This is a genomic window from Cellulomonas carbonis (assembly GCF_014636275.1).
Lineage (GTDB): Bacteria > Actinomycetota > Actinomycetes > Actinomycetales > Cellulomonadaceae > Actinotalea > Actinotalea carbonis.
Genome location: NZ_BMEB01000002.1, coordinates 225,868 through 244,032, shown reverse-complemented (window position 1 = coordinate 244,032; position 18,165 = coordinate 225,868). Strand labels below are relative to the sequence as shown.

The window sequence follows — 18,165 nt, the reverse complement described above, 5'->3', positions numbered from 1 at the left end:
GGTCGGACCCGTACGCGGGCCGGATCCGTCAGGCGTCGCTGCTGCCCAGTCGCTGCGCGAGGAGCTGCTTGCCCTGGTCGGCGCCCTTGCGGCTCTCGGCCTGGGCGCGCCGGAAGAAGTCGGCGAGCTCGGTGTCGCCGTCGCGCTCGGCGTCGTGGATGTACGTCTCGAGGCGCAGCACGTTCTTCAGGCACGCGTGCGTGAACCAGATGACGTTGTAGTCCTTGTCCTTCGTACCCGTGAGGGCACCGGTCTCGCCGTCGGCTCCCATGCTCAGTCCTCTCGGTCGTGGATCACTGGCCGGGGTGCGGGCGACCCCGCGACCCCCACGTTCGACCGTACGACCGGCGACGCGAGGGCGCGCGGCGGGGGAGCCAGGCGCAGCACGACGGGCGTACGGTCGGAACGCTGCCGAGGTGAGGAGGCGCGATGCCGTCACAGCCCCGCCGAGCGCGGACCCCTCGCGCTCCGACGACCGGCGCCGCGGCACCGCACCCCGCCCGGCCCGCCGACGCGATCGAAGCCGCACGGGCTGCGCTCGACCGCCTCCGTACCTCCGACGCCACGGGGACCGGCTCGCCGCCGCGGGCATTCGTCGTGGCGGGCTACGTCGTGGCGGTCCTCGCGGCCGCGGGCCTCGTCGTCCACACCTTCTTCGAGGACGGCCTCCAGGTCACCGAGACGTCGGTGCTTCTCCTCGCGCTCGCGCTCCTCGCCCCGTTCGCGTCGCGCCTCAAGGTCATCGAGTTCGGCGGCGCCAAGGCCGAGTGGCGCGACGACGCCGCGAACGGTCTCGCGAGCGCGATCAGGGTCCTCGAGGCGCAGCACGCGGCGCTCGAAACCGCCTTCGAGTCCCTCGACGAGCTGGCCGAGCGCACGCGCGACGGCGGGCTCGATGCCGAGGACCGCGACGACGCGCCCTCGTCCCCGCGACCCGAGGCCCCCCGACCGCAGGCCCCGCGACCGGGAGCGCACCGACCCGAGCCGACACCCGTGCCCGCACCGCCGTCGGCGCCCACCCCGAGCGCGGCAGCCCGACCGCGCGGTGTCCCACCCGGCACCGCACCGCGCACCCCCGTCCGGCGCATCCTGTGGGTCGACGACGTCCCCATGAACAACGCCTACGAGGTCGAGGCGATCCGCCGGCTCGTCGACGTCGAGGAGGTCACCTCGACGGCCGACGCGCTCGAGCTGCTCGCCACCGGTCGGTACGGGCTCGTCATCTCCGACGCGGTGCGCGTCGAGGACGGCGTGCTCAACGACCATGCCGCGCACGACCTCATCGCCGCCGCCCGCGACGTCGCGCCCGGCGTGCCCGTCGTCGTCTACGCGGGCGACACCACGCTCCGCGAGCACGGCGCGAGCCTGCGCGAGGCCGGCGCCGCGGACGTCGTCGCGACGCACGTCGACCTGACGACGACGGTCCGGCGGATGATGCGCCAGGTGTTCGAGGACGCGGCCCGGGCGCGGCTCGACCCGCTGGTCGTCGACGGACCGGCCGAGCTGCCGCCCGAGCTGCCGATCGACGCCCTCGTCGAGGTCCCGATGAGGGGACGCGTCGCGGTCGAGCTCGCGGGGTGGGTCCGCCGCCCGAAGCCGGCAGCGGTGCGTGGGCGGGCCGACCGGCTCGTGCCGATGCTCACCTACGGCGCCGCGGTCGCGGGCTGGATCGTGACGCCCGACGACGTCGTGCCGCCCGAGCTGGTCGCGGAGCTGCCGGCCGGGGTCGAGGTGGTCTCGTTCGACGAGCTCGTCGCGCGGCTGGAGGTCTGAGCCGCAGGCGTGCGGAGCCGGGCGGGGCGGCAGCCGGGAACGACATCCCCGGGAGACGACGAGAGCCGGGGACCACGTGGTCCCCGGCTCTCGAGCTGGTGGGCAAGGGGGGACTTGAACCCCCACGTCCTTTCGGACACTGGCACCTGAAGCCAGCGCGTCTGCCATTTCGCCACTTGCCCGCGACGGAAGAGGCTAGCACGCCACGCACGTCGGCCCGCACGCGCACGGGGCCGTCGCAGGAGCCTCACCCCCTGCTCCGGGCCCGCGTCCCGGCGCGACGCAGCACCGGCGGATACGATCACTGCGGACCTCCGGGGGTCCCCGTGCTGCCCGCCGCCCTCGTCCCGCCCCGTGCGGGTCGATCCCGGCGCGCGTGACGGCACGGCGGGGCCCTCGGACACGACGACGTCAGCGGGCCCCGGACGCCCGCCGCACGACCGGGAGGAGGTGGCATGGGAGTCCTCGACCGCTTCGAGAAGGGCGTGGAGAAGGTCGTCAGCACCGCGTTCGCGAAGGCCTTCCGCAGCGAGGTCAAGCCCGTCGAGCTCGCGAGCGCGCTCCGACGTGAGCTGGACGACCGTGCCGCCGTCGTCGGGCGGGACCGCACCGTCGTCCCGAACGAGTTCACGATCGAGCTGTCGCCCGCGGACCACCAGAAGGTCGAGGCGTGGGGCGCGGAGCCGCTCGCGGACGAGCTCGCCGCGAACGTCACCGAGCACGCGACGCACCAGCGCTACGCGTTCGTCGGCCCCGTGACCGTCGCGTTCGTCGAGGACCCGACTCTCGAGGAGGGCCGCTTCCAGGTCCGCAGCGCGACCGTGCGCGGAGCCGTCGCGCCCGCCACCACCGTCGCCGCGTCGGTGCGCCACCCGCTCGTCGACATCGACGGCCAGCGCTACCTCCTCACCGGGCCCGTGACCGTCATCGGGCGCGGCAGCGAGGCCGACATCATCGTCGACGACCCGGGCATCTCCCGCCGTCACCTCGAGATCCGCGTGACGCCCGACGGCGTCGTCGCGTCCGACCTCGGCTCGACCAACGGCACCTTCGTCGAGGGCCACAAGGTGCCCGCCGCGACGCTCGTCGACGGCAACACGATCACGATCGGCCGCACACGCATCCTGTTCTGGACGGGCGTCGACGAGGACGAGGACCGGTGATCGCCGGGTGAGCGAGCTCACGGTCACCCTCCTCCGGCTGGGGTACCTCCTGCTGCTGTGGCTGTTCGTGCTCGCCGCGATCGGCGTGCTGCGCCGCGACCTGTACGGCACGCGCATCGTGCGCCGCCTGCGCCGCACTCCCGGCCCGCCCGTCGCGACCCCGGCGGCCCCCGCGGTGACGCCCGCCGCGCGCCCGACCCCGATCGCGCGGCGCGACTCGGGACCGCGGCGCCTCGTCGTCACCGACGGCCCGCTGCGCGGCACGACCCTCCCGCTCACGACGTCGGCCGTGCTCATCGGCCGCGCCCCCTCGTGCACGCTCGTCCTCGACGACGACTACTCGTCGTCTCGCCACGCACGGATCTACCCGCAGGACGGCGAGTGGTTCGTCGAGGACCTCGGCTCGACCAACGGGACGTTCGTGGGCCGCGAGCGCGTCGACCGTCCCGTGCTCGTCCGGCCCGGCACGCAGGTCCGCGTCGGCCAGAGCACCATCGAGCTGCAGAGGTAGGCGCCGCGTTGTCCATCGCACTGCGCTACGCCGCGCGCTCCGACGTGGGCCTCGTGCGCGCGAAGAACGACGACTCGGGGTACGCGGGTCCGCACCTGCTCGTCGTCGCGGACGGCATGGGGGGCCACGCGGGCGGCGACGTCGCGTCGTCGGTCGCCGTCGCGCACCTCGCGCCGCTCGACGACGAGGCGCACGGGCCCGACGACGCGCTGGCCGAGCTCACGCGCGCGCTCACCGAGGCCCACGAGGAGCTGCTCGCGCGGGCCGAGGCCGAGCCCGAGCTCGCGGGCCTCGGCACGACCGTCACGGCCCTCCTGCGCTCGGGCAACAAGCTCGCGATGGCCCACATCGGCGACTCGCGCGCCTACCTGCTGCGCGACGGCGTCCTCAGCCAGGTCACGACGGACCACTCGTTCGTCCAGCACCTCGTGACCACGGGCAAGATCACGCAGGAGGAGGCCGACCACCACCCGCAGCGGTCGGTCCTCCTGCGCGTGCTGGGCGACTTCGACATGGACATCTCGCCCGACATGTCGGTGCGCGAGGCCCGCCCGGGCGACCGGTGGCTCCTGTGCTCCGACGGTCTGTCGGGCGTCGTGAGCGCCGACACCCTCGCCGCGACGCTCGCCGAGGTCAGGGACGTCGACGCGTGCGCCGACCAGCTCGTGCAGCTCTCGCTGCGCGGTGGCGCACCCGACAACGTGACGGTCGTCGTGAGCGACGTCGTGGAGGTCGACCAGCTGCCCGACGGCGCCGCGCCGTCCACGACGTCGCACGTCGTCGGTGCGGCCGCGAAGGACCGTCGCCGTCCGACGCTCGGCGGCCAGGGTGCCGCGGCCCGTGCCGCGCAGCACTCCGCCGCCGCCCGCGCGGCCGCCGACGACGGCGCGGCCCCGCCCCGCAGGCCCGTGCGCGAGGACGAGGAGGAGCCGGAGCCCTCGCGCCTGCGGCGCCGCCTCGCGTGGACCGCGGTCGCGCTCGTCGTCGCGGGCCTCGTCGCGCTCGGCGCGTGGCTCGGCTACGGCTGGACGCAGGACCAGTACTACGTGGGGGTCGCCGACGGGAACGTCGCGATCTACCGCGGCATCCCGCAGGAGGTCGGCGGGCTCGTGCTGTCGCGCGTCGTGGAGAGGTCCGACGTGCGCGTCGACGACCTCCCGGGCTTCGTGCGCGACCGCCTCGAGCAGACGATCCCCGCGGACGACCTGCCGGCTGCCCGGGAGCGCGTGGCGTCGCTCGAGCAGGGGTGACGGCGGCGGTGCCATGGCCACGGTGATCCCGTACCGCGTGCGGCCCGGCCGCTCGCTCGAGCTCGCGCTGCTCGCGCCCGCCCTGCTGCTCGGCGTCGGCGCGTACGCGCTCGTCGGTCTCGCGACGCAGGGCACGCTCCCCGCGGACATCCTCGGCTACGGCGCGGGCCTCGTCGGGCTCGCGCTCGGCATGCACCTCGTGCTGCGCTGGCGGGCGCCGTACGCGGACCCCGTGATCCTCCCGGTGGTGGTCGCGCTCAACGGCATCGGCCTGGCGATGATCTACCGGATCGACATCGCCTACGTCGCGCGCGGCCGCGAGAGCGTGTTCGCGGAACGGCAGCTCGCGTGGACGGCGCTCGGCGTCGTTCTCGCGTCGCTCGTCCTCGTGCTGCTGCGCGACCACCGCACCTTGCGCCGCTACACCTACACCGCGATGGTCGCGGGCCTCGTGCTCATCATGCTGCCGCTGGTCCCCGGGCTCGGCGCCAACATCAACGGCGCGCAGATCTGGATCCGGCTCGGCGGCATGTCGTTCCAGCCGGCCGAGCTCGGCAAGATCGTCCTCGCGGTGTTCTTCGCCGGCTACCTCGTCACGACCCGGGACACGCTCGCGCTCGCCGGCCCCAAGGTGCTCGGCCTGCAGCTGCCCCGCCCGCGCGACCTCGGCCCGATCCTCCTGGCGTGGCTCGCGTCGCTCGCGGTCCTGGTCCTCCAGCGCGACCTCGGGACGTCGCTGCTGTTCTTCGGGCTCTTCGTCGCGATGCTCTACCTCGCGACCGAGCGCATGAGCTGGGTCGTCATCGGCCTCGGGCTGTTCGTCGGCGGCGCGGTCCTCGCCTCCACGGCGTTCACCCACGTCACCGCCCGCTTCGACGCGTGGCTCAACGCGTTCGACGACGACGTCTTCCAGCAGTCGCCCGGCGGCTCGGGGCAGCTCGTGCGCGGGCTCTTCGGACTCGCGAACGGCGGGCTCTTCGGCACCGGCTGGGGCGAGGGCCGGCCCGACCTGGTGCCCTACGCCGAGTCGGACTTCATCGTCGCGTCGCTCGGCGAGGAGCTCGGGCTCACGGGCCTGCTCGCGATCCTCCTCGGCTACCTCGTGCTGGCGCAGCGCGGCCTGCGCACCGCGATCGGCGTGCGGGACGGCTTCGGCAAGCTCTTCGCGGGCGGCATGTCCTTCGTCGTCGCGTTCCAGTGCTTCGTCGTCGTCGGCGGCGTGACCCGGCTCATCCCCCTGACCGGCCTGACCATGCCGTTCCTCGCGTACGGCGGCTCGTCCCTGCTCGCGAACTGGGTCATCGTGGCGCTCCTGCTGCGGATCTCGGACAGCGCACGCCGGCCCGCGGCCGACGGCGGCGCACCCGGCCCCCTCGCGCCGGCCGAGCCCGGGACGGGCGCCGCGCCCGGCGAGCAGGAGACCGAGCGGATCGACGTGGAGGAGCTCCGGTGAACACGCCGCTGCGGCGCCTCGCGTCGGTCGTCCTCGTCATGTTCCTCGCGCTCATGGTGAGCGTGACCTGGGTGCAGTACGGCGCCGCGCCCGACCTCAACAGCGACAGCCGCAACGTCCGGACCCTGTACCGCGAGTACGGGAACGCGCGCGGGCCGATCGTCGTCGCGGGGGAGTCGGTCGCGTACTCCGTGCCGGTCGACGACGCGTTCGGCTACCAGCGCATGTACGCGAACGGCCCGCTGTACGCGCACCTGACCGGTCACTACTCGGTCGTCTACGGGCGCAGCGGCGTCGAGCGCGCGATGAACACCGAGCTCAACGGGTCCTCGGACTCGCTGTTCCTCGAGCGGATCCAGGACCTCGTCACGGGACGTCAGCCGCAGGGTGCCGTCGTCGAGCTGACGATCGACCCCGTCGTGCAGCAGGCGGCGTGGGACGCGCTGGGCGACCAGCGCGGTGCCGTGGTCGCGCTCGACCCGACGACGGGCGCGATCCTCGCGATGGTGTCGAAGCCGTCCTACGACCCCAACGTCCTCGCGTCGCACGACACGACCGCCGTCAACGAGGCGTGGGCCGCGCTCGACGCGGCTGCCGACGACCCGCTGGTCAACCGCGCGATCGCCGGGGACACCTACCCGCCGGGGTCGACCTTCAAGGTCGTCACCGCGGCCGCCGCGCTCGAGGACGGCCTCACGCCCGCGTCCGAGGTCGCCGCGCCCGTCGAGCTCGACCTGCCCCAGAGCTCGTCCGTGCTGCGCAACTTCGGCGGCTCGGCGTGCTCGCCGTCGGGCACCCAGAGCCTCGCCGACGCGCTCCGGATCTCGTGCAACACGGCCTTCGGCCAGCTCGGTCTGGACCTCGGCGACGAGGCGCTGCGCGAGCAGGCCGAGGCGTTCGGCTTCGGGACGGCCCTCGACGTGCCGATGACAGTCACGGAGAGCTCCTTCCCCGACGAGGTCGACCGACCGCAGACGGCTCTCTCGGCGATCGGTCAGTACGAGGTGCGCGTGACCCCCCTGCAGGTGGCGATGGTGTCGTCCGCCGTCGCCAACGACGGCGTCCTCATGACGCCGCACCTGGTGCGCGCCGTGCGCGACCAGGACCTCGAGGTGGTCACCGAGACCGACCCGGAGCAGCTGCGCCGCTCGGTGTCCCCCGGGACCGCCGACGCGCTCACGCAGATGATGCTCGGCGTCGTCGAGTCCGGGACCGGCCGCGCCGCGCAGATCCCCGGCGTCGCCGTCGCGGGCAAGACCGGCACCGCCCAGACGTCCGCCGAGGCGGCGCCGCACGCGTGGTTCACCGCGTTCGCGCCCGCCGACGAGCCGCGCGTCGCGGTCGCCGTCGTCGTCGAGAACGGCGGCGCGATGGGCAACGAGGCCACGGGCGGGGCGGTCGCCGCGCCGATCGCACGAGCCGTCATCGAGGCGGTCCTGCGGTGACGCGGCCCGCCGAGGTCCGGCGGTGAGGCCCGAGACGGGGACCGCCCTGGGTGGCCGCTACCGGCTCGTCTCCCGCGTCGCCGTCGGCGGCATGGGCGAGGTGTGGGTCGCGCACGACGACGCCCTCAAGCGCGACGTCGCGGTCAAGGTGCTGCGCGAGGAGTTCGCGGGGGACACCGGCTTCCTCGAGCGCTTCCGTGCCGAGGCGCGCAACAGCGCACAGCTCTCGCACCCGAACATCGCCGCGCTGTACGACTACGGCGAGCAGGCCGGGTCGGGCTTCCTCGTCATGGAGCTCGTGCTCGGCGAGCCGATGTCCGACCTCCTCGACCGGCAGCCCGTGCTGCCGACGCGGCGCCTCCTGCCGATCCTCGCCCAGACGGCGCGTGCCCTCCACGCGGCCCACGTCGCCGGCGTGGTCCACCGGGACGTCAAGCCCGGCAACATCCTGCTCGCACGCTCGGGCCGCGTGAAGATCACCGACTTCGGCATCTCGACCGCCATCAACCAGGTGCCGATGACGGCGTCCGGCATGGTCATGGGCACCGCGCAGTACCTCTCGCCCGAGCAGGCCATCGGCAAGGCCGCCACGCCCGCGTCCGACATCTACTCGCTCGGGATCGTCGCGTACGAGGCGCTCGTCGGGCACCGCCCGTTCACCGGACCCACGGCCGTCGACATCGCCGTCGCGCACGTCAACACGCCCGTGCCGCCGATGCCGGGCGCGATCGACCCCGAGCTGAGCGCGCTCGTCATGCGCATGCTCGCGAAGGAACCCGAGGCGCGACCGCGCTCCGCGGCGTCCCTCGCACGGCACCTCGACGACCTCGCCGAGACCACCCCGTCCGACGGCGTCCCACTGCCCTACGGGCGCCACGCCCGGCCCGTCGACGTCGCGCACGCCGGCGAGACCGGCGAGCCCACCCCGACCCGGACGACGCCCGTCGTGGGGGCGTCGGCGAGGGCGGGCCGGTCGACGACCCGAGGGGTCGGGCAGGCTGCCGCCGGGTCCGGTGCGTCCGGTGCCGACGCGGTCGACGCGGCCGACGCCGGCCACGTCGTGCCGCCCGTCATCCCGCCCGTCGTCCCCGCGCCGCACCCGTCGCCGTCGGGGGAGTCGCCCCTCGTCCCGGTCGGCGAGGTCCTCCCGCCGCCGCCGGCCGCCCGCGTGCCCGCGGAGCCCACGCCCGTCTACGACGCCGTCGCGGCCGCGGCCGGCCTGGGCGAGCCCGAGGGCCGTGCCTCGACCGGCGACGACCGGGGCGCGACCGACACGGGTCGCGGCGACCCGCGCCGTCCAGGGGTCGACCGGTCGCAGCTGCTGCGGGCGCGGCCCCGACGGGACCGGCGCGCGGGAGGTCCCCGTGCATACTCCACCGCCGACGCGGACCGTTCGGCGGACGTGCGCGGACCGGTGGGCAGGTTCGGACCGGCGCTGCGGATCGGCCCCGTCGTCGTGCCGCGGGTCGCCGTCGCGCTCGCGCTGCTCGTCCTCTTCGCGCTCCTGGGGGCGGCCTTCGCGGATAGTCTCTGGGGGCCCTCCGGAGCCTCGGACGCCGCAGCAGGCGGTCCCGGGGCTCGGCATGTCACGGTGGTCACGTCCGCGGCGGACATGTCCGTGGATGGGATGATCCAGGAACGCCCTGCCCCGCAGGGACACGACGACAGCGAGGGATGAGTGGTGGACGACGCACCCCGGATGCTCGGTGGCCGCTACGAGGTCGGTGAGCTCATCGGGCGCGGCGGGATGGCCGAGGTCCACATCGGTCACGACACGCGCCTCGGCAGGACGGTCGCGGTCAAGATCCTGCGCTCCGACCTCGCCCGCGACCCCTCGTTCCAGGCACGCTTCCGGCGCGAGGCCCAGGCCGCGGCGGCGCTGAACCACCCGGCGATCGTCGCGGTGTACGACACCGGCGAGGACGTCCACACCGACGCGACGGGCACCGCGCACCACGTGCCGTTCATCGTCATGGAGTACGTCGAGGGCCACACCGTGCGGGACATCCTGCGCGACGGCTCCGCGGTCCCGATCGAGGAGGCGGCCGAGATCACGGTCGGCGTCCTCTCGGCGCTCGAGTACTCGCACCACGCGGGGATCGTGCACCGCGACATCAAGCCCGCGAACGTCATGCTGACGCCGACCGGCGCCGTCAAGGTCATGGACTTCGGCATCGCGCGCGCGATGGCCGACGCCGCCGGCACCATGACGCAGACGCAGGCCGTCATCGGCACCGCGCAGTACCTCTCGCCCGAGCAGGCCCGCGGCGAGGCCGTCGACGCGCGGTCCGACCTCTACTCGACGGGCTGCCTGCTGTTCGAGCTGCTCACGGGGCGCCCGCCGTTCATCGGCGACTCGCCCGTCGCGGTCGCGTACCAGCACGCGCGCGAGGAGGCGCAGGCGCCGAGCACGTTCGCGTCGGACGTCCCCGAGCCGCTCGACCGCATCACGATGAAGGCGCTCGCGAAGGACCGTGAGGACCGGTACAGCTCGGCCGCGGAGTTCCGCGCGGACCTCGAGTCCGCCGTCCGCGGCGGCCACGTGTCGGCGCCGCCCGTGGGCGCGTTCGGTGCGGCGGCAGCCGCTGCCGCGGCCGCACGCGACCAGGGCCCGCACACCGCCGCGACGCAGGTGCTCGGCGCCCAGGGCCACGACCGGACCCAGGTCATGGGCGCCGCGGCCGCCGGCGGTGCCGTCGCGGGCGCCGGGGCCACGCAGGTCATGGGCGGCGGGACGTCGCCCTGGGCCCAGGTGCAGACCAGCCAGCAGCCGGTCGTGCCGCCGGTCGGTGCGGACGACGACGAGCCGCCGCGCCGGCGCGGCGTCCTGTGGACGCTCATCGCGGTCGCGGTGCTCGCGGTCCTCGGGATCATCCTCGTGCTCACGCTCGGCGGCGAGGACGCCCGCGAGCCCGAGACGGCGAGCGTCCCGACCGTGGTCGGCCTCGACGAGGCGGCCGCACGCGCCGCGCTCGAGGCGGAGGACCTGGTGCCACGCTTCCTCACCGAGCCGAGCCAGGACGTCGACGAGGGGCTGGTCACGCGCACGGACCCGGGAGCGGGCGAGACGGTCGACGTCGGCGCGGAGGTCGACGTCTACGTCTCCTCGGGGGCCGACGCGGTCGAGGTCCCGCCGCTCGAGGGCCTCACGCAGGAGCAGGCCCGCCGGGTCCTGGGTGACCTGGGCTTCGAGAACATCGCGACCGACACGACGGACCACCCCTCGATCTCCGAGGGCAACGTCGTCGAGAGCAGCCCCGCGGCGGGGCAGAGCGTCACACCCGACACGGAGATCACGCTCGTCCTGTCGACGGGGCAGGTCGAGCTGCCCGACCTCACCGGTCAGGAGGAGGCCGCCGCCCGGCAGGCGCTCGTCGACCTCGGTCTCACGCCCGTCATCTCGCGCGAGGAGAGCGACGCGGCGCCCGGCACGGTCATCCGCCAGAGCCGTACGCCCGGGCCCGTCCCGCAGCGCAGCGAGGTCGAGCTCTTCATCGCGATCGAGCCCGAGGTCGAGCAGACCACCGTCCCCGACTTGTTCAACCTCACGGTCGAGACCGCCGAGCAGCGCCTCGGTGCGAGCGGCCTGAACGTCGGCGGCACGCGCGAGGAGGCGTCCGACGAGGTCGCAGCCGGTCGCGTGATCGGCAGCGAGCCCGCGGCAGGCTCGTCCGTCCCCGAGGGGTCCGAGGTCACGCTCGTCGTGTCGTCCGGCCCGAGCGAGAACAACGGCGGGGGCAACGCCGGTGGCGGTGGCGGGGACGACGACGGCGAGGGCGGCGACTGAGCCTCGACCGACCGCACCGAGCAGGGGACCGCATGCGCACGGCCCCGGGACGACGTGTCCCGGGGCCGTCGTCGTGAGTGGTGCGGTGTGCGGCCGGCGCCGTGGGGCGTCACCTCACGGGCGTGGCAGCCCCTTCGCGCACGAGCGGCGCCATGCCGGCGGAGGCCTCGACCGCGCCGTCGAGGCCGCACACCTCGAGCCAGTTCGCGAGCAGGCGGTGGCCGCCCTCGGTGAGGACCGACTCAGGGTGGAACTGCACGCCGTGCAGGGGCAGCTCGCGGTGCTGAAGGCCCATGATCACGCCCGCGCCCTCGGGGGTCGCGGTGCGCGCGGTGACCTCGAGCTCGTCCGGCACCGTCCCGTCGACGACGGCGAGCGAGTGGTACCGCGTCGCGGTGAACGGGACGGCCAGCCCGGCGAGGACGCCGCGTCCCTCGTGCCGCACCTGGCTCGTCTTGCCGTGCATCAGCTCGGGAGCGTGCGTGACGGTCGCCCCGAACACCTCACCGAGGGCCTGGTGACCGAGGCACACGCCGAGCATCGGCGTCGCCGTCGTGGCGCAGTCCCGGATGACGTCCATGCTCTGGCCTGCGGCCCGCGGCGTGCCGGGGCCGGGGGAGATGAGCACGCCGTCGTACCCGGCCCGCTCCTCGAGCGGCGGGACGGCGTCGTTGCGGACCACGACCGTCTCGGCACCGAGCTGGTCGAGGTACCCGACGATCGTGTAGACGAACGAGTCGTAGTTGTCGACGACGAGGATGCGGGTCATCTCGGGGCTCCGGGGGAGTGACGGCGGCGGTGCTACCGGACGAGGGTACGTCGCCCGCTCACGCCGCGGCGTCGTCGACCGTGGCGTACTGGAGCTCGACCGGCCCCTGGTAGGCGTCGAGCTCCACCTCGTCCTCGACGTCGAGCGACCACCCGAGGTCGAGCGCGTCGACGTAGGTGAGGTACGTCCGGACGCCCTCGGACCGCAGGAGCGCGCGCTCGAGCTCCTCCGGGTCGCCGATCGCCTGCACGACGTAGGGCGGCGAGTACGTGCGACCGTGCAGCAGGAGCACGTTCCCGACGCAGCGGAACGCCGACGTGGAGATGACGCGCTCGCCCTGCAGGGTCATCGCCTCGGCGCCGCCGGCCCACAGCGCGTTGATCACGGCCTGGAGGTCCTGCTGGTGCACGACGAGCTGGTCGCTCACGACCCAGTCGGGCCGCGGGGCGTTGGCCGGTGCGTCCGAGAGGGAGACCGTCAGCCCGGGGCCGACGACGGGGACCCGACCGGCCGCGAGGCGCACGAGCTCGGACTCGGGCGTCGTGTCGGGCTCGTCCGCGGTGAGCTCGTCGGTGAGTGCGTCGATCTCGGCGCGGAGCGCCTCCACCTCGGACGCGAGCTGCTCGGTGCGCTGGGACTCGACCTGGACCAGGCTCGGCAGGTCCTGCGCGTGGCGCGTGTCCGTCACACCCGCCATGCGCGCGTTGGCGGCGAAGAGGAAACCGGCGAGCACGAGGACGAGGGCCACCGCGACGGCGCTCCCACCCCGTGCGCCGCGCGTCCTGCGGCTCGCGACGTGGTCCGGCACGGGTCCCCTTCCGTCGGATCGGCGCACTCGCGCACTACGCTAGACGACGAACGTCCGTCCCCCTGGCCTCCCGGGGGCGTCCACGAGGACGACGCGGGCGTCCGACCAGGACCACCGAGGAGACGCTGTGCCCCTGTCGAGGTCGCGCAAGAAGTCCGCGCCCACCGCCCAGCCCGCCGTGGCGAAGATCGACAAGGGCAACCCCGCGTGGCTCGTCCCGACGATGCTCGGGCTCATGATCCTGGGCCTCGCCTGGATCGTGACGTACTACGTCACCGGCCGGTACCCGATCCCCGGGCTCGACAACTGGAACCTCCTGATCGGCTTCGTGATCCTCTTCGCCGGGTTCGGCCTCACGCTGCGCTGGCGCTGACGGCGCCTGGTCACATCCACCGGTCCGCGCGCACTGTCCACAGGCGCGGTGACTGCCACAGCCTGACCGTCCCCAGCGGTGCACAACCCTGTGGATAATCACATGGATGTAATTCCACAGGTGTGAACAAGCCTGGGGACGGCCCGTCAGAGCAGGAGCAGCGGGTTCACCGTGGCGTAGCGGACCGCCACCGCCGCGACCAGCACGGCGAGCGTCCCGGCCACCGCGACCACCCCGAGCTGGGCGCGCCGCTCCTTCGGTGCGTACGCGAACGCGGCCCCCAGGCCCAGCCCGACGACGAACCCGCCGAGGTGCGCCTCCCACGCGATGCCACCGACGACGAACGGCAGCGCGGCGTTGACCAGCAGCAGGGCGACCATGCCCCGCACGTCCCGGCCGAGCCGCCGCAGCAGCACGAACATCGCGCCGAACAGCCCGAACACCGCACCCGACGCGCCGACCACACCCGCGGTCCACGACGTTCCGATGCCGGGGGTCGCGAGCAACGTGAACGCGACACTGCCGCCGACCGCGGCCACGAGGTAGAGCGCGAGGAAGCGCCACCGGCCGAGCATCTGCTCGAGTCCGGGGCCGAAGATCCACAGCGCGTACATGTTGAACCCGATGTGCAGCAGCAGCCCACGGCCGGTGCTGTGCAGGAACGCCGCGGTGAGGAAGCGCCACGGCTCCGCCGCACCCCACGCCGGCACGAACAGCAGGGACTGCGTCCAGGGGTTGTCGCCCCCACGTCCGAGCAGCAGCTGGAGGAGGAAGCTCGCGACGCTCAGACCGACGAGCGTCATCGTGACGACCGGCGGGCCGCCGCGCAGCGGTGCGCCGAACGCCGTGCGCGCGACGGGCGCGGTCCGCGACGACGCGCGCACGCAGTCGACGCAGTGCACGCCGACCGCGGCCTGGCGCTGGCACTCGGGGCACGCGGGCCGGCCGCAGCGCTGGCAGCGCACGTAGGAGACGCGGTCGGGGTGCCGTGGGCACACGGGGACGGCGTCGGGGGCCGGTCCCGGATCGACCCCGGGCGGTGGTGTGCTCATGTCCCTCCGGACGACGACGGACCGGGCGCGGGGGCCCGGTCCGTCGTCGCGGGCGTCGGCCCGCGGTCGGTCAGTCCTCGATCGAGACCGAGGTGATGGTGATGTCCTGCACCGGGCGGTCACCCGGGCGCGTCGGCGTCGCGGCGATCGCGTCGACGACGGCGCGGCTCTCGTCGTCGGCGACCTTGCCGAAGATCGTGTGCTTTCCGTTGAGCCACGTCGTCGGCGCGACCGAGACGAAGAACTGCGAGCCGTTCGTGCCGCCGACCTTCCCGCTCACCGGGTCGCGCCGCTTGCCGGCGTTCGCCATGGCGAGGAGGTAGGGCTCGGAGAAGGTGAGCTCGGGGTGGATCTCGTCGTCGAACGTGTAGCCCGGGCCGCCGGTCCCCGTGCCCAGGGGGTCGCCGCCCTGGATCATGAAGCCCGCGATCACGCGGTGGAAGATCGTGCCGTCGAAGAGGGGCTCGGTGCGCTCGGCCCCGGTGCGGGGGTCGGTCCACGCCTGGTCGCCCCGAGCGAGCCCGACGAAGTTGCGGACCGTCTTGGGCGCGTGGTTCGGGAAGAGCTCGATGCGGATGTCACCGGCGGTGGTGTGGAGGGTCGCGAACATGCCGCAATCCTCGCACGCGGCCGCCGTCGGGTGCCGAGCGGATCGACGGAGGTCGCGCGCGGCGAGGGCCCAGGTGGCAGCATGGTCAGCAGTTCACGCATGCCATACCGTCCGCCCGCAGAGGAGTCACGCGATGTTCGACCGGATCAGGGCCGTGCGCACGACAGTCGACGCCGAGCGTCTGAAGGCGCAGGCAGGTGAGCTGCAGGAGCTGCTCGCGGACGCGAGCGCGCGCGCCAACCTCACCGCCGCACAGCTCGCCGAGCAGGCCAAGGTCCAGGCGGCTCTCGCCCGGAGGTGGGCGGCGCCGCACGTCGAGCACGGCGTGGACTGGGCCCGTCCGCGGGTCGAGCGCGCGCTGCACGAGGGCCGCTCCAAGGCGGAGCCGTACATCGAGGAGGCCGCGCGCAAGGCCGTGCCGGTCGTCGACACGGCGCACGACAGGCTCGTCGAGGACCTCCTGCCGAAGGTCGTGGCCGCGGTCACGGCCGCGGCGGCGGCGACGGCGACCGGCGCCGACAAGGCCGCGGCGGCCACGTCCGCCAAGCTCGCCGAGCTGGGCCACATCGACCCGCCCAAGACGTCGCACAAGGGCCGCAACGTGCTCCTCGTCCTCGTCGCGGCCGCGGCGGGTGGCGCCGCCTACCAGGCGTGGCGCCGCAGCTCGTCGACGACGGACCCGTGGGCCGAGGACCCGTGGGAGCCCACGACCACGACCTCGACGTCGCGCTCGCGTGCCGCCGACGCCCGCGAGGAGCTCCAGGGCGTGATGGACGACGTGCGCCACGAGCTGGGCGACGCCGCGGAGTCCGTGGGGGAGGCGGCCGGCGAGGCCGTCGCCCGCACGCGTGAGGCGACCGAGCGGGCCACGGAGAAGGCCCGTGAGGCGACCCGGCGCACGACGTCGCGCCGCCGGACCTCAGGTGCGACGGGCGACGACACGACCACCACGTCCGCGTTCCCGACCGCTGCCGCATCGACCACCGACGACACCGCGGACGTCACGCCCGCCGACGTCGCCGACACGATGGGCACACAGCTCGAGGGCACGCCGGTCTCCGGTTCGAGCCTGGACGACCAGCTCGCCGGCACCGCGCTCGACGACGACGACCGCCCCGGGTCGACCACCATCGAGGACGGCGACGAGCGCACCGTCTGACGACACCACGACGGAGGGCCCGGCACGCGACGTGCCGGGCCCTCCGTGCGTCTCAGGGCAGGGTGACGTCGACCGTGCGCGAGTTGGTCGCGGGCGTCGACCCCAGGGCGTGGGCACCCGACGGCTCGACGGTGACCGTCGCGGTCGAGCCGGTCCCGCCGGCCGGCCCGATCCCGTACGTCCCACCCCAGCCCTCGATCGTCAGGAGGCCGTCGGCGTCGGTGCGCGTCGTCGTCGGCGCGACCCACCACTCGTCCTTGACCAGCCCGCGGAGCGCGTCGAACGCCGGCTTGCGCGTCCCGTCCGCGCGGACGAGCCCGACGGGTGCGCCGAGCCACGCACCGGCGTCGGTCAGTCCCCAGTAGTTGACCGTCGCGACCGAGGGGTGCGAGAGCAGGGTCCGGTAGTGACGCACGACCTCGTCGGCCTGCCGCGCCTCGCCCTCGGGCGTCGAGGGCCAGGACGGCACCTGGTAGTCGTTGAGGTCGACGATCTCCGGCGGCATGAGCTCGCCCGAGAGGAGCGTGCTCTCGGTGAGGTGCAGCGGCAGGCCGTACCGCGCGAACCGCTCGAGGATCCGCAGCGTCTTCTCCTCGCCCCAGTAGCCCTGGTGCATGTGGCTCTGCAGGCCGATCGCGTCGACCTCGATGCCCGCCTCGAGGACACCCTCGATGAGGCACTCGTAGGCGGTCGACATGTCGAAGTCGTTGAGGACGAGGGTCGCGGACGGGTTGGCCGCACGCGCCTCCTCGAACGCCATCCGGATCGTCGCGATCCGGCCCCGCTCGCGGCACAGGCGCGTGATGCCGTTCTCCTCCTTGTCGAAGACCGGCATGATCACGACCTCGTTGATCGCGTCCCACGTGTCGACGAGCCCCGCGAACCCGCTGACGTCGCGCCGGATGCGGTCGCGCTGGACGCGCTCGACCTCGGCGGTGTCGAGGTCCAGCAGCCAGTGCGGCGCGAGCGTGTGCCACACGAGCGGGTGGCCCTTGACCGTGACGCCACGTGCCGCGAACCACTCGGCGGCGCGGCGGAGCCGCTCGGTGTCCGGCCGGCCGCGCTCCGGCTCGAACCCCGCCCAGTAGAACGGGAGCGTCGCGGTGTTGAAGACGTCGAGCCACGCGTCCGTGAGCTCGGCGGCCTGCTCGGCGGTCGCGCCGCCGAACGCCCCGTCGCCGCCGCCGGTCTCGTCGTTCGCCAGGCCGATGAAGTCGAAGCCGATGCAGCCGAACGCGAACGAGTGGCTGCGCTGCTCGACGACCACGTCGGTGTCGGCGAGGGGGCTGCCGGACGTGTCGAGCACGCGGACCGTCGTCTGGCCGCGACGGTGGGACATCGCCGGGTCGACGGGGTACGTGCGGGGGGCGGGGAAGGACACGGGCAGCTCCTCGTCGAGTGCGCCCCGGCGGCTGTGCCGGTGCTGGTCGCGGTCGTAGAAAACGTTATCAACGAGCCGGGGCTGCCGGGCGGTTCCGGCATCCGGGCCCGGTGTCGTCGCTGGATCAGCCGTGAATGTGGCTGTGCGGAGTCAGACGGTCGAATGACGATCGACGCGCTCCGCACAGCGCACCGGGGGGCGTTCGGCGATCGGCGGACGGGCGCCGGGGGCGGCTCAGCGGCCGCGGCATGGGGATCGGGTGGAGCCAAGGGGACTCGAACCCCTAACCCCCTGCTTGCAAAGCAGGTGCGCTACCAATTGCGCCATGGCCCCTGGTGGGCGGTCAGCCCGGCCGGCACGCGTGCCGGCTGTCAGTCGACGTCGTCGGTGACCTCGGTCCAGAGGTCCCGCTCGTCGCGGTCCTCCGCGTACGTGCGCCAGACGACGTAGCCCGCTCCGACGGCGAGCAGTCCGATGAGGAACTTCTTCATCCGTCCTCCGGTGGAGCAGTGGGGAGTGGGCCTAAGAGGACTTGAACCTCTGACCTCTTCCTTATCAGGGAAGCGCTCTAACCGTCTGAGCTATAGGCCCGTGCGCGCCGTGCTGCAGGCGCCGCACGAGAGTACCCCAG

The 18,165-nt window shown here is 74.0% G+C and carries 17 protein-coding genes and 3 tRNA genes; 10 read left to right on the top strand and 10 right to left on the bottom strand.

The window, feature by feature from the left end; translation table 11 throughout:
* Positions 1-28: 28 nt before the first annotated feature.
* Positions 29-271, bottom strand: a complete 243-nt coding sequence (locus IEV86_RS06400) for a hypothetical protein (protein ID WP_043602781.1) — start codon at positions 269-271, stop codon at positions 29-31.
* 158 nt (positions 272-429) lie between these two features.
* Here IEV86_RS06400 and IEV86_RS18095 point away from each other — a divergent pair, with 158 nt between their 5' ends.
* On the top strand, positions 430-1,773 hold the full coding sequence (locus IEV86_RS18095; RefSeq protein ID WP_043602778.1) for a DNA-binding transcriptional response regulator: 1,344 nt from the start codon (positions 430-432) through the stop codon (positions 1,771-1,773).
* Between the two features lie 96 nt (positions 1,774-1,869).
* On the opposite strand, the gene IEV86_RS06390 is transcribed toward IEV86_RS18095, so the two are convergent.
* Positions 1,870-1,955, bottom strand: a tRNA-Leu gene (locus IEV86_RS06390).
* A 273-nt stretch (positions 1,956-2,228) separates the two neighbouring features.
* Here IEV86_RS06390 and IEV86_RS06385 point away from each other — a divergent pair.
* Genes IEV86_RS06385 through pknB form a run of 7 tightly spaced genes read left to right on the top strand, consistent with a single transcriptional unit; the run spans position 2,229 to position 11,382 of the window.
* Positions 2,229-2,936, top strand: coding sequence for an FHA domain-containing protein (locus IEV86_RS06385; RefSeq protein ID WP_043602775.1), 708 nt, complete (start codon positions 2,229-2,231; stop codon positions 2,934-2,936).
* A gap of 7 nt (positions 2,937-2,943) precedes the next feature.
* Positions 2,944-3,447, top strand: a complete 504-nt coding sequence (locus IEV86_RS06380) for an FHA domain-containing protein FhaB/FipA (protein WP_043602772.1) — start codon at positions 2,944-2,946, stop codon at positions 3,445-3,447.
* 8 nt (positions 3,448-3,455) lie between these two features.
* Positions 3,456-4,697 (top strand): PP2C family protein-serine/threonine phosphatase, encoded by a 1,242-nt coding sequence (locus IEV86_RS06375; RefSeq protein WP_052425846.1) that lies wholly within the window; start codon positions 3,456-3,458, stop codon positions 4,695-4,697.
* A gap of 13 nt (positions 4,698-4,710) precedes the next feature.
* Positions 4,711-6,150, top strand: a complete 1,440-nt coding sequence (locus IEV86_RS06370) for an FtsW/RodA/SpoVE family cell cycle protein (protein WP_043602769.1) — start codon at positions 4,711-4,713, stop codon at positions 6,148-6,150.
* Positions 6,147-7,595: a peptidoglycan D,D-transpeptidase FtsI family protein gene (locus IEV86_RS06365; RefSeq protein WP_043602767.1), complete on the top strand. Its 1,449-nt coding sequence runs from the start codon at positions 6,147-6,149 to the stop codon at positions 7,593-7,595. The genes IEV86_RS06370 and IEV86_RS06365 overlap by 4 nt, the downstream gene beginning before the upstream one ends.
* 22 nt (positions 7,596-7,617) lie before the next feature.
* Positions 7,618-9,273 carry a serine/threonine-protein kinase gene (locus tag IEV86_RS06360; RefSeq protein ID WP_152605539.1) on the top strand — a complete coding sequence of 552 codons (1,656 nt, stop codon included), beginning with the start codon at positions 7,618-7,620 and terminating at the stop codon, positions 9,271-9,273.
* The gene (gene pknB / locus IEV86_RS06355; RefSeq protein WP_043602764.1) at positions 9,274-11,382 is read left to right on the top strand and encodes a Stk1 family PASTA domain-containing Ser/Thr kinase; all 2,109 of its coding nucleotides are present in this window, start codon (positions 9,274-9,276) and stop codon (positions 11,380-11,382) included. It abuts the gene before it with no gap.
* 109 nt (positions 11,383-11,491) lie between these two features.
* Here the strand turns inward: pknB and IEV86_RS06350 are convergent, their stop codons facing one another.
* Together IEV86_RS06350 and IEV86_RS06345 are read right to left on the bottom strand one after the other, a co-directional pair.
* Entirely contained in the window at positions 11,492-12,151 is a 660-nt protein-coding gene (locus tag IEV86_RS06350; protein ID WP_043602761.1) for an aminodeoxychorismate/anthranilate synthase component II, read from the bottom strand.
* 58 nt (positions 12,152-12,209) lie between these two features.
* Positions 12,210-12,959, bottom strand: coding sequence for a DUF881 domain-containing protein (locus tag IEV86_RS06345; protein ID WP_043602760.1), 750 nt, complete (start codon positions 12,957-12,959; stop codon positions 12,210-12,212).
* Between the two features lie 127 nt (positions 12,960-13,086).
* Between IEV86_RS06345 and IEV86_RS06340 the strand changes: the two genes are divergently transcribed.
* Entirely contained in the window at positions 13,087-13,332 is a 246-nt protein-coding gene (locus tag IEV86_RS06340; RefSeq protein ID WP_043602758.1) for a cell division protein CrgA, read from the top strand.
* Between the two features lie 146 nt (positions 13,333-13,478).
* Here the strand turns inward: IEV86_RS06340 and IEV86_RS06335 are convergent, their stop codons facing one another.
* Positions 13,479-14,384 carry a rhomboid family intramembrane serine protease gene (locus IEV86_RS06335; RefSeq protein WP_043602756.1) on the bottom strand — a complete coding sequence of 302 codons (906 nt, stop codon included), beginning with the start codon at positions 14,382-14,384 and terminating at the stop codon, positions 13,479-13,481.
* Positions 14,385-14,454: 70 nt separating this feature from the next.
* Entirely contained in the window at positions 14,455-14,994 is a 540-nt protein-coding gene (locus IEV86_RS06330; protein WP_043602755.1) for a peptidylprolyl isomerase, read from the bottom strand.
* 133 nt (positions 14,995-15,127) lie between these two features.
* On the opposite strand from IEV86_RS06330, the gene IEV86_RS06325 reads away from it, so the two are divergent.
* Positions 15,128-16,153: a hypothetical protein gene (locus tag IEV86_RS06325; RefSeq protein ID WP_052425845.1), complete on the top strand. Its 1,026-nt coding sequence runs from the start codon at positions 15,128-15,130 to the stop codon at positions 16,151-16,153.
* Positions 16,154-16,205: 52 nt separating this feature from the next.
* On the opposite strand, the gene IEV86_RS06320 is transcribed toward IEV86_RS06325, so the two are convergent.
* The 4 genes from IEV86_RS06320 to IEV86_RS06310 form a co-directional block, all read right to left on the bottom strand.
* Positions 16,206-17,492: an endo-1,4-beta-xylanase gene (locus IEV86_RS06320; protein ID WP_052425852.1), complete on the bottom strand. Its 1,287-nt coding sequence runs from the start codon at positions 17,490-17,492 to the stop codon at positions 16,206-16,208.
* A 302-nt stretch (positions 17,493-17,794) separates the two neighbouring features.
* Positions 17,795-17,867: transfer RNA gene (locus IEV86_RS06315), tRNA-Ala, on the bottom strand.
* 38 nt (positions 17,868-17,905) lie between these two features.
* Positions 17,906-18,025, bottom strand: coding sequence for a DLW-39 family protein (locus IEV86_RS17855; RefSeq protein WP_229734522.1), 120 nt, complete (start codon positions 18,023-18,025; stop codon positions 17,906-17,908).
* Positions 18,026-18,051: 26 nt separating this feature from the next.
* Positions 18,052-18,125, bottom strand: a tRNA-Ile gene (locus IEV86_RS06310).
* Positions 18,126-18,165: the final 40 nt, after the last annotated feature.